This window comes from Vibrio sp. TAP-3B (assembly GCF_057784735.1).
Genome location: NZ_CM173496.1, coordinates 23,147 through 37,767, shown reverse-complemented (window position 1 = coordinate 37,767; position 14,621 = coordinate 23,147). Strand labels below are relative to the sequence as shown.

Below are 14,621 nucleotides of genomic sequence, written 5' to 3'. Positions count from 1 at the left end.
GGCCACTCGAATTCATATTTGGAAATCAACCTATTTTGGGTTGATTTTCTGTTCTAGCGATAGCAAAGAGATAGACTATGAACTACCACCAATATTATCCAATTGACGTTGTGAATGGGCCGGGTACGCGCTGCACTTTATTTGTGTCGGGTTGCGTGCATCAATGCCGTGGCTGCTACAACCAGTCGACGCAGCGTTTGGACTCTGGTGTATTGTTCACGCAAGAAGCGGAAGATACGATCATTAATGACCTGAATGACACGCGCATCAAGCGCCGTGGTTTGTCTTTATCGGGCGGCGACCCGCTTCACCCTGCAAATGTGCCTCATATTCTTAAGTTATTGAAACGAGTAAGAGAGGAATGTCCAAATAAAGATGTCTGGGTTTGGACTGGTTACACACTGGCTGAGTTGGATGACGCCCAACGAGAAGTGGTGCAATACATCGACGCTTTGATTGATGGCAAGTTTGAGCAAGACAAGAAAGACCTCAATCTGGAATGGCGCGGAAGCTCGAACCAAATCATCCATCATTTTACCCATCTTTAACTTCATATTTATGAATATGAAAAGGGCTCACGCGTAAGTAACGGGTGAGCCCTTTTGGTGTGAGTTCAATTATCAATTGATGAGTTACGCGATCACTGAAGCACTCTCTTCAACCATATTATTGATCCAGTGTTTAGACCGAATCCGGTGTGTGGTGAGCGCACCCTTAACCATCTCTTCAACCAACAGAGACATCAAGACAAAATGCAAAGGTAGTCCTAATATCATTCCGGTGTAATAGGTGAGTGGAATGCCGATTACCCACTGACCAAATGTATCGATAAAAATGCTGTAGCGAATGTCAGCGCCACTTTTTAATACCCCACCAATACCTACCATATTGAACACTCTCAAAACCATACCAAGCGCCATGACTAAGCACACATTCAGCGCCATTTCCGGATCGGTTAACGGACTCAGCTCCAATAGATGATGAATCAAGGGTGAGCTCAACCACACTAAGAAAAATAACAACATGGCTAAGAGCGTACTGGTCAATACATACCACCATGCTGTTTTTTCGGCATGGTCATACTGTTTAGCTCCAATATCGTTTCCTAATAATACTGATGCCGCCACCGCAAAGCCCATAAAACTCGACATCAATACGCCTTCAATAGGAGATAAAAGTGAGATAATGGCGAGCTCAGACACACCTAACTGACCATAAATGATGCTATAAATAATCAAGCCGCCAGTCCACAGTGCATCATGAATCAACATTGGAAGAGAAACTCGAAAGTACTTTTGACGATGAGGTTTGAGTGTTCCTTGAGTCCAATCAAATTTGGTTGGTAAAAGGTATGAATATCGTTTACAGAAAAAGTAAACCAAGGCCGCAGTTTGGAAAAAGCGGGAAATAAATGTCCCAACCGCCGCGCCAAATACACCCCATTGCGGAAAGCCAAACAAGCCGAAAATAAGAACCGCATTTAATAGGATATTAACGATGATAGCGAGCAAGCTAACATTGGTGGCCAGTTTCGTTTGTCCAACCGAACGGAGCACCGCTTCTATTGGTACCACGACCACGGTTCCAATCAAACTTAACCCAGTGACGGTTAGGTACTCACCAGCGTAACGCACATATTCGGGATCTTCAGACATAAACGCTACGATCTGTTTATCAAAGACGACGTAAAGAGCAATAAATGGCAACGTAACCAACGTCGCGATAAACCAAGACTGAGCGAGTGTTCTTTTAATTCCAGCAATATTACCCGCGCCATAATATTGAGATGCCAGCACACTGACGGCGCCGCATAGTCCTAGCACAACAGCGAGATTAAAGAAAAAGATTCGATTACCCACACCAACAGCCGCCGTTGCCGATTCTCCAAGCTGGCTCACCATAAAAATATCGACGACACCTAGTAATGAAAAAAGCATGGATTGAATTGAAACAGGGAGACCAATCGCAATGAGCTTTTGCCAAAATGCTTTATTAATGTATTCGCGTGTTAAGAGCATCGCATTTCCCCTCAAAGAATAATGTGAGTAGTTTATCCACATGATCTGGCGGTGTATTTTTCAAAGACATCCAAAACCTTTGCGTAACTCTCTATTAACGCATATGTGAGCCAATGAATCATGGAAGACAAACAAGAACGTTACGCCATTTCAGAGAAAACCTATCAAGAGTTGATCGATCACACACGTGTACTGGCATTGGAGGAGCGAGGCATAGTGCAATGCGGCATTGCTACCTGTCGGGATTTTTTTTCGGTATACCGTAAAAATCAGAAGAAGCACATGCTGCTTTATACCATAAGAGGAAAAGGTTGGTTGGAAAGTGGTTCTTGCCGATATGATTTAGAGCCTGGTTCGTTAGTCACGGTGCCTGCTGGAATTGAAAATAGTTTGGGCATGGAAGAAGAGCCGTGGAAAATCGCTTGGCTTTTTCTTTCGCCTCACAAGCAGTGGTCGATGATAGATCGTGATATCAGTTATCAACTTACCCCAGCCCCTGAAGTGATGTACTCCTGTATCCAAACCTTACTGCGGAGTATCAACCTTCCTATTGAGTATGGTGGTACCGTGGGAGCGCACAGTGTTGCTCAATTAGAATTGATGTTGAATATGCCATTATCTGAGTCAATATCACGTAATCAATTGAAACTTCGCCGAGTGTTTGACCTTGCTCAGCGGCAACTCCATAAAGATTGGAGTGTCGACCAACTCGCATCATTATACCCTTGTTCAGAGCCGCATTTGCACCGTCTAACTCAGCAGCAATTTGGCCGAGGGCCGATGGCGCATTTGATGCGTATGAGAATGGAATATGCGGCGAGACTCCTTCGTTCTACAGAATGGCCGATTCAGCACATCGGTGAGATAGTCGGATATCCCACCAGCGCAAACTTTAGCACTCGATTCAAAGCATGGTCGAGCATGACCCCAAGAGAATTCAGAAAAAACGGGAGGGTGGATTGGGACAGAGAGAAGTGAATCGTTTTTTATGACCGCTTGAGCGTCCAGACCTCCTCAACGTCTAGGATTTGACCTTTAACCAATGAAATAAGTGAAAAATCATTTCTCCGTTTTTAACGATAGTGTTAACGTGAGGTTCGATACTTGAATTTCAAAGGGTTATGACTTTCATGCTTTCTAATCTACCGACTCCCGTATTAGATCCTATTTTATCTCTATCCGTTGCATACCGTAACGATGAACGTCCAAACAAGGTTGACCTTGGAATTGGCGTATACAAGAACAGCGCTGGCGAAACGCCAATTATGAAAGCCATTCAAATGGCTCAAGATGTTGTTGTCAAAACTCAAAAAACTAAGTCTTACGTTGGCCTTGCTGGTTGTGAAGAGTTCAACCAAAGCATGCTTGATCTCTTATTGACGGGAACGTCAGCAATGGATCGCGCCGCTGCTGTTCAAACACCGGGTGCTAGTGGTGCATTGCGTATGTTGGGAGACCTGATTAAGGTCGCGCAACCAGATACGACTGTTTGGATTTCTAATCCAAGTTATGTAAATCATAAACCAGTGATGGAAGCGGCAGGTCTCAAGGTGAGGTTTTACCATTACTTCTCTCCGGAAACGAAACAGGTTGATACCGCACGAATGCTGGATGATCTTGCTCAGGCAGGCCCTTCGGATGTGGTATTGCTGCATGGTTGTTGTCACAACCCAACTGGAGCAGATATTGACTTTGCAGCTTGGCAAGCGATTACCGAACTTTGTCAGAAAAATGGTTTTATGCCATTTGTTGATATTGCTTACCAAGGTTTCGGTGATGGTCTTGAACAGGATGCGAAAGGTCTTCGCTTTATGGCCGATAACGTCGAAGAAATGTTGGTCACAACATCGTGTTCAAAAAACTTTGGTTTGTATCGTGAACGTACCGGTGCCGCAATTGTGGTGGGTAAAAATACTCAAGATGTAACGAATGCGAAAGGTAAATTGCTCACCTTGGCACGTTCGACTTATACCATGCCGCCAGATCATGGTGCTGCTTTGGTTAAGACGATTCTCCAAGATCCCAACCTAACTTCAGTTTGGCAGCAGGAGTTAAGCGAAATGCAACAGCGTTTAGTCCATCTTCGCCACAGTTTGTGTAACGAATTGAGAAACAATCATCATACAGATCAATTCGACTTCATTGAAACTCACAAAGGGATGTTTACTGTGCTAGGGTTTAATGGAAACCAAATGGCACAACTGCGTGAAGAGTATGGCATTTATGGTGTTGGTGATGGTCGAATTAACATCGCTGGTCTAACCGAAACACATATTCCATACGTAGCAGACGCAATTAAGAAAATATCTCAACCTTAATTGGAGTGAGGATGAAAAACTGGAAATTGATTCTGCCGCTTATAATTAGTGGCAGTTTAATTGCTTGTACGTCAACTCAAACGACCACAGAACCTATTGAACCAGAAACGCCAAAAGTCGAAGAGCCTGTAACAGTCGAACCAGTCGTTAAGCCGAAGTTAGAGCCGAAGCCTGACGCTGAGTCTAATCGGGAACGAAAACCAAAACCGGTAAAACCAATCAAGGTACAAAAAACATCGGATGGCCTGTTAATTCTCGGTGCAGAAGAGTGGGTTTACGTTTCTGAAATTGGTCACACGTTCAAAGCAAGAGTAGATACTGGCGCAACAACCTCGTCGATCAGCGCCACCGATATTGTGCCGTTTGAACGCGATGGTAAAGATTGGGTTCAGTTTAAAATTGATTTCAACGGGAAAACGACCAAAGAGTTTAAAATCCCCGTCGAGCGCTGGACAAAAATAAAGCAATCATCGTCGAAAGATAAAGATGTTGATAAACGTGCCGTTGTAAAGGTTTACATTACTGTTGGTGATCACAAAGAGAGAACGGAATTTACGCTTGCAGAGCGTGGGCATATGAAGTTTCCAATCTTGTTAGGCCGAAGTTTTTTCAGAGACATCGCAATCGTCGATGTATCTAAGCAATATGTTCAAGATAAACCAACGAACTCGAGCAAGAAATAACAATACAGCCTAACCAGTTAAACAAAAAAATGGCCTCCATGTTGAGGGCCATTTTTTATTTTGAAATCGATTTAATTAGAATGCAAACCGTGCAGACATCACTAACTGTTGCCCGTAAACACCATTATTTTTGAAGTCGACACCCAGTGATAATTGCTGAGTTGAATGGAATCGAGCGCCAACATTATAAACGGTGTTGGTATCGTCATTATCCATTATTTGGCCAAGACGCGCATGCAACTCCACATTTTGCAAAAACCAAATACGGGTACCGATGTTAACTTCTGTGCGCCATTCTTCTCCGATTTTATCGTTACCACTTTCTTTAATATTGTGCACTAACATTTGGCCATAAATATCAGCAAACTGACCAGCAGGGCCATTAAATCCGATACCACCAGCGATGTCCCAGTCGCCACTGAACTCACTATCTGCACGACCAATAAAATGCGTATTTTCGGTAAAGTAGGTTGTGAACTCGCCCCCAAACGTACCTGGGCTTGTACCCATGCGGAATTCCATCGTGTTGTAGTTGAAATTATTTGCATGTGCGGAAAGTGGCAAAACAGCGCACAAACCAAAGGCTGCAACCTTTAGAGCTTTACCTAGCATGGTGTCTCCGGGCAAGATGGTTAAAACGAACAAAAAGTGGTCAGCAAGAAGCAGACCACTTTTTACAAAGTATCATTTAATTCACTTGTCGTCACCAAACAATCTAGGTAGTGCGGTTGTCTTTGGTTGGAATTGGGAGCCGATATTCCTTTTATAAGACAACCAATTTTTCTACTTCTATTTCTGGCTTACTGCCTCCTTCAAGCTCACCAAAGAGGCGAACTTTGGTGGTGTGATCAATCGGTGAAGTGAGGCGAATATCGTCATCGAGTTCAACCATGATCTCGCCAGAACCATCACTAAAAATAAAGGTTTCCGCGCGTACCTGACGTAATAAATTACCTTCTACGATCACATCTTTTTCAGTAAACATCCCAGAGTCTTGGAGCAAAGTGTCGAGTTTTTCTACAGAAACTGGGCCGTTGAATTGAAAGCTGGACTGACTGTGATCCTTGGCATTAGCGATGAAAGGTGTCATCACTAATGCTGCAATGGTGGCGATAATAGTGTTCTTTTTCATGTCTAACTCCTATCAGTAGGTTTTTTTTGATAATGCTATTAAAACAAACCTTGTTTGAACCAATCATGATTCCCTTATTCATATTCGATTCATTCGCTTGAGTATGGGGTAATGATAACGTTATGATTACCCATCTTCTTTTACTCTTTACAAATGTTCATGAAAACAGCGATCCCATCTTTAATGGTCCAAGGCACTACCTCAGATGCCGGAAAAAGTGTACTTGTGGCAGGTTTATGCCGTGTATTAGCAAGAAAAGGGATAAACGTTGCCCCATTCAAACCACAAAATATGGCATTGAATAGTGCGGTAACCAAAGATGGTGGCGAAATAGGGCGCGCCCAGGCTGTTCAGGCACAAGCATGTAATATCGAGCCGACAGTGCATATGAATCCGGTCCTTATCAAACCAAATAGCGATACCGGAGCTCAAATCATTTTGCAAGGTAAAGCGATTTCTAATATGGATGCGGCTGGTTTTCATGATTATAAGAAAGTCGCGATGGATACAGTGTTAGACTCTTTTTCAAAACTAACGCAAGAGTTTGATTCAGTAATGATTGAAGGGGCGGGTAGCCCTGCGGAAATCAATTTAAGAGAAGGTGATATTGCCAACATGGGGTTTGCGGAAGCCGCTGACGTGCCGGTGATCATTGTGGCTGATATTGATCGAGGAGGCGTTTTCGCGCACTTGTACGGCACATTAGCGCTGTTGTCGAAAACAGAGCAGGCCAGAGTAAAAGGTTTCGTCATTAATCGATTCCGTGGGGATATTCGTTTATTGCAATCTGGTCTTGATTGGCTGGAAGACAAAACAGGTAAACCAGTATTAGGTGTCTTACCTTATTTGCACGGACTGAATTTAGAGGCAGAGGACGCAATAACAACGCACCAAGAATTGGCCTCTGAAGTCAAATTGAACGTCGTGGTTCCGGTACTAACACGTATCAGTAACCACACGGACTTTGATGTGCTGCGTCTCAATCCTGACATCAATCTACGTTACGTTGGTAAAGGGGAAAGAATTGATAAAGCTGATTTGGTTATTTTGCCCGGAACAAAATCCGTAAGAGACGATTTGAAATACTTAAAAAGCCAAGGTTGGGATAAAGACATCCAACGTCATCTTCGCCTTGGTGGGAAAGTGCTTGGTATTTGTGGTGGTTACCAAATGTTAGGGAAAAGTATTGATGACCCAGACGGAGTTGAAGGTAAGCCTGGCTCAAGTGAAGGTCTAGGGCTATTGAACGTCCATACGGTGCTGACAGGCACTAAACAAGTCACTCAAATTGAAGCCTTGCTGCGCCTTAATAATCAAGACGCCAAAGTTAAAGGCTATGAGATTCATGTGGGTAGGAGTCAAGTATTTGATGAGCAACCACTGAAGTTAAACGCTGGGGAATGTGATGGTGCCATTAGTGAGTGTCGGCAAGTTATGGGTACTTATTTACACGGTTTCTTGGATCAAGTAGAAGCGTTAAATCTTATTACTGAGTGGGCAAATGGTATACAAGTTCAACAACAAGACGTTGAAGCACTTAAAGAGTTAGGAATTAATCGCATTGCGGATGCGATAGAACAACACATGAATCTTGACTTTCTGTTTAAATAACACCTTAACCAATTGAGCCTAAACGTATTTTTCTCATCTTGTTCTGGAGTGTACCTATGAAAGCATGGAAAACGCATGCTTGCCTTGCGGCAATATTAAGTCTTTCATTTTCCGCCAACGCGACACCGGATCTCAAAGTTTACGCAGCGTCCTCTATGACCAACGCTATCGACAAAATCGCGCAGGATTTTGAAGACAAGTACAATGTCACGGTAACCCCTGTTTATAGTGGTTCCTCTTCGATCGCTCGACAAATCATGAATGGTGCGCCAGCAGATATATTTATCTCTGCGAATACGAAATGGATGGACTATTTAGTTGATGAAAATATCATTAATCGTGACAATGTCACTAACCTAGTGCGCAATAGTTTGGTCCTGATTACTCCTCAATATTCGAAGCTCGCGACGTTTGATTTTTCGGATGGAGATGCGTGGGAAGTAGCGTTGAACGACAATCGTCTCGCGCTTGGTAACCCAGCCTCCGTCCCAGCAGGAATGTATGCTAAAGAATCACTGCACACACTTGGAGTATGGAAAAATATTCAACACAGGGTCGCTCCAGCTAAAAATGTTCGCCTTGCTTTAGCTCTTGTTGAACGTGGTGAAGCCCCGCTCGGTATCGTGTATAAAACCGACGCTCAGTTAACGGATAAAGTAAAAGTTATTGGCGAGTTTAAAAGTGATACGCACGCCGATATTATTTATCCTGCGGCGATGGTTAAGAATTCAACAGAGTCGAAGCAGTTCTTTCAATACTTAAGATCGGATAAAGCAAAACGTATCTTTGTTCAGTATGGCTTTCAGTGATAAGGGAATAGAGTGACGGAACTGGAATACCAAGCCTTAATTTTAAGTTTAAAAGTCGGTGCTTATGCCGTGCTTTGGCTTATTCCCTTAGGGATAACTCTTGCTTGGTTACTCTCACGTAAAGCGTTTTTTGGCAAATCGATCCTTGATAGCTTGATACATTTACCACTGGTTTTACCGCCAGTGGTTATTGGTTATCTATTGCTGGTCTCTTTGGGACGCCAAGGCTTTCTTGGCCGTTGGCTCTATGAACATTTGGGGTTGGTGTTCAGTTTCAATTGGAAAGGAGCGGTCGTCGCTTGCATTGTGGTTGCTCTGCCTTTGATGGTTCGATCCGTTCGCTTGAGTCTTGAGAATGTCGACCCTAAGCTTGAGCATGCGGCGTCAACATTAGGTGCTTCACCATTAAAAGTGTTTTTGACTATTACTTTGCCTCTCACCATTCCGGGTATCATTACAGGCACTATGTTGTCATTTGCGCGTAGCCTTGGTGAGTTTGGCGCGACAATTAGCTTCGTTTCTAACATTCCTGGGGAGACTCAAACAATCCCATTAGCGATGTACAATTTTATCGAGACGCCTGGAGCGGAGATGGAAGCGGCTCGGCTCTGTATCATCTCAATAATCTTAGCATTATCGACACTCATGATATCAGAATGGTTAAACCGTAAAGCTGCGACTCGATTGGGGGCTAAGCGATGACAATTCAAATTCAATTTAAACAATCACTTGGCGAAACCGATTTTGATATCGACTTGGAGTTACCACGTAACGGGATTAGCGCGTTATTTGGCCGTTCTGGCGCGGGTAAGACAACACTTATTAATATCATTAGTGGTTTGGTTATTCCTGAGCAGGGAAGAGTAGCGATTGGCGATCATGTTCTATTTGATAGTGAATTGAATATCAACTTGCCAACGTATAAACGTAAGATCGGTTACGTATTTCAGGACTCACGCTTGTTTCCTCATTACTCAGTACAAGGTAATTTATTGTATGGCGCAGAAGATAAGGATGATGCCTATTTTGACGCTGTTACTGAACTTCTTTCTATCAAGCCACTACTAAAGCGTTTCCCAATTTCGCTTTCTGGTGGTGAAAAGCAACGTGTGGCTATTGCGCGAGCTTTGTTATCGAAACCGAACCTACTGTTAATGGATGAACCATTAGCCTCACTTGATATGCCCAGAAAACGAGAAGTGATGCCATTCCTTGAAGAGCTTTCGGATACAGTGAATATTCCTATTGTCTATGTCACTCATAGTCTGCAGGAGATTTTAAGGCTGGCTCAACACCTTACTATTATTGATCAAGGTCAAATCATAACCGCAGGTAAGCTAGAAGAAGTCTGGGCCTCTCATGCAATGCGTCCTTGGCAATCGTTCTCTGACCAAAGTAGTTTGTTTGAAGGGAAAATTGCAGCGCATCATGAACAGTATGCTCTGACTTACGTGAAGCTTGCACCTAATGCGTCTTTATGGGTACAAAAGATTGATGGTGAACCAGACACGCAAATTCGCTTACAAGTGCGTGCAAATGACGTGTCGATTACTTTGGAAAAGCCTAAGGCAACGTCGATTCGGAATATATTACCAGCCGTTGTTGATTCGATAGAAGTATTTAATGCGGCAGATGACAAACAGAGCATCAGTGTTTCATTACAGCTAGACGATAGATGCTATTTATGGGCCACCATCACACCTTGGGCATTGGACGATCTCAATCTAAAAGAGGGGGATCGCGTTTTTGCGCAAATTAAAGGGGTGAGTGTTACTCAAAAAGACGTTGTGTTAGCACCACATTAAACGCTCGATGAAATAGCGATAACGATCACGAGATCAAAAAAGGCCGCAAAAGCGGCCTTAATCTTTTGTAAAAACAAAATTACTTTGCAAATACTTCCTTAAATTCATGTTTTAGAATTGGGTCACGACGTGCTTTTTTTAGTTGCTTAACCATGTCTTTCACACTGTTGTGAAGAACGCTATCAAGTAATTGAGAACGGTATTCTTCTTTATCTTCATCTGTCATGTCTTCTGGCAGATTAAGAGTCGGGAACTCTTCCATTACGTTAATGCCAGCAAATGCTTGGCTTATCGAGACTAGAGCGTGGAATTGCTCGAAGTTATCTAGGATATTTTGTGCGCTTGCAGGCATGGCGTCCCAAGACGCACGAACAGCTTCTTCTGATACTTCATGGATAGAGGTAACCATTTCGAACATTTGCTCTGGAACTTCTTCAAATTCAATAACTTTACGTAGCTCAGGAGAAATGGTTGTTAGATCTATTTTTTTGCTTTCACTGTTAGTTGCTTCTGACATGGTGTGTCTCTCATTACAAAAGGCGGAAATGTTAATACCAAATACATCAAATAGCTATACCCAAGTGACGATAAGGTGACCATCAGGAACGAGTTTATACGACTCGTCAGGATTGGTCAGGACTTTGGACTCAACTGAGTAAACCGTTCATTCAACATTGAGCCAATATGACTAAAGTTACCAGAGTTCTCGAGTTAGTTATTTGATTTCGAGACAATTAAACAAAAATATAACACTTAATTACAGATGTAAGGTAACGAGTCTATAACATATGGTATATGTTTAATAAAGACAAACATAAAGGATGGAACGCGTTATGCAGGAAACAGGGACATCAATGCGTATTCTCCTAATTGATGATGTTCAACTAGACAGAATGCAGTTGGCCATTCGTCTTAAACAATTAGGGCATATCGTGAAAGCAGTAGGAAGTGGTCGAGAAGCTTTAAATACGTATGAGAGCTTTGATCCTGAATTAGTTTTGCTTGATATCTCCATGCCGGAAATGAACGGCTTTGAAGTTTCTTTACATGTAAGAGAAACCTTTACAGATTGGGTTCCTATTATCTTCTTGAGTAGTCACGAAGAACCGGAAATGATTGCGAAAGCGATTGAGGCAGGAGGTGATGACTACTTAATCAAACCGGTTGATAAGCTCGTTTTAAATTCAAAATTAATTGCTATGCGGCGCATTGCTCACATGAGACGAGAGCTTAAACAGGCTACGGCTCAACTAGAGCAAGTGAACCAACTGCTGACTCAACAAGCTAATGAAGATGGATTAACTAAACTTTATAACCGTCGTTATATCGATCAAAAACTTGAATCTATGGTGACATCGCATGGACGTCACCATATATCAATGGCGATGATTTTGTTAGACGTAGATTTTTTCAAATCTTTTAATGATCATTACGGTCACATAGAAGGTGACCGTTGCTTACAAGCTATCGCAAATCAACTTAAAACTACGTTTTGCCGTTCAGGTGAATATGTAGGACGATATGGAGGAGAGGAGTTTGTGGTGTTACTAGGTTGTACCGATGCTCGATCGGCAGAAAGAGAAGCAGAGCGTATACAAGAGGCGATGTATTTTCTCGATTATCCTCATGAATATTCAAGCGTCTCAAATAGAGTGACAGTGTCACAGGGCGTCTTTGTTTTTCAGCCGACGGGAAAAGAGCAGCAGTCTGAATTGTATGCGACGGTGGATAGAGCGCTGTATACCTCAAAATCTTTAGGAAGAAATACACATACGGTGGTAAATACAAGTTGAAACAAGCTGTTATCAATATTTATGCCTTATCTACACTGTCACTTTTTTCATTGTGTTCTAAGGCTAATTCGATTCAAGAGCAGATACAAAAAGAATATGAAAGGAACTTTGCTATTGGGATCGTTCTGTCAGATAGCGATGTCTTTACGGTTGGATTTCATGATTTCGATCCGAACGAATACTTCAACATAGATAACGAAGACATTGGTACTCGAGATTCGGTTGATCTCAGAAAGAAGATCGCTGTATCAACGCTACCATTTAGTTTTGATTTGTTTGAACAAGAGGGAATACAAACTCATTATCTATTAAATGGCCGAGTTTATGCGTTAAGTACAGAGCAAGATGTGTATGTAGACCAACAAGGACAGATTCCAGATAAAAGTAAAGAGTTAGTCATTGGCGGATATATTGAGTTTGCTGGAGAAAAATACCTCACTGACAAACTAACGCTTAGTGGCGCAATCGGCTCACACTTAATGTATTACCAAAACGATTATAGTTATCGTAGTAATGCACTCAATGACCTAAAACCATTTCTAGAGGGTGTATATCTAAACACGAGTGCTTGGGCCGTTGTTGGAGAAGTCAACACAAAGCTCAGGTACCTAGAGCATGAGTCGTGGGGGAAATGGTACCTCTGGTCGGCTCCTCACTATTTTTATGGCACTGGTTGGGGCAAGGCAAATAATGGTGATATTGGCAATCCGGAAGGTTGGTATTGGGTGAATGGAGTAAAAGTGTTTTATGATTTCACCCACATTGGAGATACTGTGCAGTCGGTGTATTCGAGCTTCAATCGAGTTGATATTGGCGGTGATACAAGAAAACCCATGAATACTGCGCACTATTACGAAGCTAGTGTTGGATGGCTAATGACACCGCCATTTGACTCCGATTGGATAGATAATCTTGGGATAGGGTTAACGATCAATTATGGCAGTGCGTTAAAAGGAGGAAGCTTAGTCTTGTTCTTTAATCAAGACTAGTCAGCTAGCTTTCGCTCTGGGGTATTAATGAAGCCTCACGCAATTGCGTCCAGCCTTTTTCGCTTTGTAAAGCGCTTCGTCCGCTAACTTAATCACGTCCTGAGGTGCTTGCCCGTTTCTGCTGTCGGCCGCTCCGAAGCTTGCGGTAACAAAGACCGACTTTCTCCTCGAACTGTCGTTACCACGTTTTTTCTGCCCTTGCTTGTGATCGTCAGGACGAGACTCTTCATCTCGTAAAATCATTTCATAACCAGCGATCGATTTACGTGCTGTCTCCAAATGCTCTTTACACTCGTCGGTATATTTACCTTTAAACACGATAGTAAATTCTTCTCCTCCAAATCGATAAACCTTGGCACCGCCTGGCGTTTTCGTTAGCAGAGAAGCGACCATTTTCAAAACGTCATCCCCCGTATCGTGTCCATAGGTGTCGTTAAACTTTTTAAAGTGATCCACATCAAGCATGGCGATAGTATATTTCCTACCCATATGCTTGAGATCGAGGTCGAGCGCACGTCGGCTTGGAATCAACGTTAAGCTGTCTGTAAATGCCAGTTGGTGGCTTGTTGATGTGGCATAAATAATGATGAGCAGGCCTGTTAATGTAAACATGGTACTAGAGATGTACTGTACATCAAAAAAGATGAAGGTTGCGGAGGCCAGCATCATCGCAGAGTAAGTCATGACATGGATAATCTTGTTTTTCTTTAAAACCAGAATGCCCAAAAAGCATACAATGCCAATGCAGTATAAAACTAAAATAAAAGGGAGTTTAGAAATGCTAGGTACAATGAACAAAATGCCACTTGTCCATTGCTCAAACCCGCCAACAACATAGTACTCTAACGCGATGTAAGCACAGAGCACAAATATTGCTAACATCAAGATGTAAGTCATCATGGCTCTAGAGTTGAGCCCGTCTTTACTGAACAAAAAAACAGCGAGGAAAGAAACTGGAAGTAACGTAGCTAAAATCGTCAGTTCCAGTAGAGCAGTGCCGCTGCTTAATGGCACTTGCAATCGATGTTGAATGACAGAATACGCCAATAGCATCGCCAAGCACACCATGGACTCCCGTCCTTGCTTAAATGAATAGCAGAGCAATAGCGCACAGCCCAATAAAATATAAGGTAAGTTGGCGACAATGCCCCAATTTGACTGAGTCACTTGAATGATGTTTTTTATACCCAAACTCACTATGCCCAATAATACTATCGGGAATGTGAATCTAAAGCTTGATGAGGTAATTAACGATGAGAACATCTATTACAAACTGCCTACAAATAGTTGATGATATCTAGTTAGAGCTACATTAAACATTTAACCAATACATTAATTCTATTGTCATTGATTTGCTTGCTGTTGGAACTAGCAAGAATACGACTATTTGGTTATTTTCCCAAGCATTTTGGTGGATATTGCGACAAAAAGAGAGGGTTTGACTAAATTAAGAGCAATCAATG

The 14,621-nt window shown here is 42.5% G+C and carries 15 protein-coding genes; 10 read left to right on the top strand and 5 right to left on the bottom strand.

Annotation, left to right across the window (positions count from 1 at the left end):
- Positions 1–77 precede the first annotated feature (77 nt).
- Complete coding sequence (nrdG, locus tag AC3D28_RS14545; protein WP_488536479.1) at positions 78–548, top strand: anaerobic ribonucleoside-triphosphate reductase-activating protein; 471 nt, start codon at positions 78–80, stop codon at positions 546–548.
- An 84-nt stretch (positions 549–632) separates the two neighbouring features.
- On the opposite strand, the gene AC3D28_RS14540 is transcribed toward nrdG, so the two are convergent.
- Positions 633–2,018, bottom strand: coding sequence for an MATE family efflux transporter (locus AC3D28_RS14540; protein ID WP_488536478.1), 1,386 nt, complete (start codon positions 2,016–2,018; stop codon positions 633–635).
- 120 nt (positions 2,019–2,138) lie between these two features.
- On the opposite strand from AC3D28_RS14540, the gene AC3D28_RS14535 reads away from it, so the two are divergent.
- From AC3D28_RS14535 to AC3D28_RS14525, 3 genes are all read left to right on the top strand, one after another.
- Entirely contained in the window at positions 2,139–2,996 is an 858-nt protein-coding gene (locus AC3D28_RS14535; RefSeq protein WP_488536477.1) for an AraC family transcriptional regulator, read from the top strand.
- Between the two features lie 152 nt (positions 2,997–3,148).
- Positions 3,149–4,336 (top strand): amino acid aminotransferase, encoded by a 1,188-nt coding sequence (locus tag AC3D28_RS14530; RefSeq protein ID WP_488536476.1) that lies wholly within the window; start codon positions 3,149–3,151, stop codon positions 4,334–4,336.
- An 11-nt stretch (positions 4,337–4,347) separates the two neighbouring features.
- Entirely contained in the window at positions 4,348–5,019 is a 672-nt protein-coding gene (locus AC3D28_RS14525; protein WP_488536475.1) for an ATP-dependent zinc protease family protein, read from the top strand.
- Positions 5,020–5,094: 75 nt separating this feature from the next.
- Here the strand turns inward: AC3D28_RS14525 and AC3D28_RS14520 are convergent, their stop codons facing one another.
- Positions 5,095–5,631, bottom strand: a complete 537-nt coding sequence (locus AC3D28_RS14520; protein ID WP_179885580.1) for a hypothetical protein — start codon at positions 5,629–5,631, stop codon at positions 5,095–5,097.
- Positions 5,632–5,782: 151 nt separating this feature from the next.
- The gene (locus AC3D28_RS14515) at positions 5,783–6,151 is read right to left on the bottom strand and encodes a YgiW/YdeI family stress tolerance OB fold protein (RefSeq protein WP_488536474.1); all 369 of its coding nucleotides are present in this window, start codon (positions 6,149–6,151) and stop codon (positions 5,783–5,785) included.
- Positions 6,152–6,310: 159 nt separating this feature from the next.
- On the opposite strand from AC3D28_RS14515, the gene AC3D28_RS14510 reads away from it, so the two are divergent.
- From AC3D28_RS14510 to modC, 4 genes are read left to right on the top strand one after another with little or no spacing between them, the layout of a single operon-like run.
- Entirely contained in the window at positions 6,311–7,762 is a 1,452-nt protein-coding gene (locus AC3D28_RS14510; protein WP_488536473.1) for a cobyric acid synthase, read from the top strand.
- 56 nt (positions 7,763–7,818) lie between these two features.
- Entirely contained in the window at positions 7,819–8,571 is a 753-nt protein-coding gene (gene modA, locus AC3D28_RS14505; protein ID WP_488536472.1) for a molybdate ABC transporter substrate-binding protein, read from the top strand.
- A 12-nt stretch (positions 8,572–8,583) separates the two neighbouring features.
- Positions 8,584–9,273 carry a molybdate ABC transporter permease subunit gene (gene modB, locus AC3D28_RS14500; protein WP_488536471.1) on the top strand — a complete coding sequence of 230 codons (690 nt, stop codon included), beginning with the start codon at positions 8,584–8,586 and terminating at the stop codon, positions 9,271–9,273.
- Positions 9,270–10,376 (top strand): molybdenum ABC transporter ATP-binding protein ModC, encoded by a 1,107-nt coding sequence (gene modC / locus AC3D28_RS14495; protein ID WP_488536470.1) that lies wholly within the window; start codon positions 9,270–9,272, stop codon positions 10,374–10,376. Before modB ends, modC begins: the two co-directional genes overlap by 4 nt.
- A 79-nt stretch (positions 10,377–10,455) precedes the next feature.
- Here the strand turns inward: modC and AC3D28_RS14490 are convergent, their stop codons facing one another.
- Positions 10,456–10,893 carry a DUF3069 domain-containing protein gene (locus AC3D28_RS14490; RefSeq protein WP_488536469.1) on the bottom strand — a complete coding sequence of 146 codons (438 nt, stop codon included), beginning with the start codon at positions 10,891–10,893 and terminating at the stop codon, positions 10,456–10,458.
- A 316-nt stretch (positions 10,894–11,209) separates the two neighbouring features.
- On the opposite strand from AC3D28_RS14490, the gene AC3D28_RS14485 reads away from it, so the two are divergent.
- A complete protein-coding gene (locus AC3D28_RS14485; protein ID WP_488536468.1) occupies positions 11,210–12,169 on the top strand; it encodes a GGDEF domain-containing response regulator in 960 nt (319 codons plus the stop codon).
- Complete coding sequence (locus tag AC3D28_RS14480; protein ID WP_488536467.1) at positions 12,166–13,158, top strand: Solitary outer membrane autotransporter beta-barrel domain; 993 nt, start codon at positions 12,166–12,168, stop codon at positions 13,156–13,158. The genes AC3D28_RS14485 and AC3D28_RS14480 overlap by 4 nt, the downstream gene beginning before the upstream one ends.
- A gap of 24 nt (positions 13,159–13,182) precedes the next feature.
- Here the strand turns inward: AC3D28_RS14480 and AC3D28_RS14475 are convergent, their stop codons facing one another.
- On the bottom strand, positions 13,183–14,421 hold the full coding sequence (locus AC3D28_RS14475; RefSeq protein ID WP_488536466.1) for a GGDEF domain-containing protein: 1,239 nt from the start codon (positions 14,419–14,421) through the stop codon (positions 13,183–13,185).
- Between the last annotated feature and the right edge of the window lie 200 nt (positions 14,422–14,621).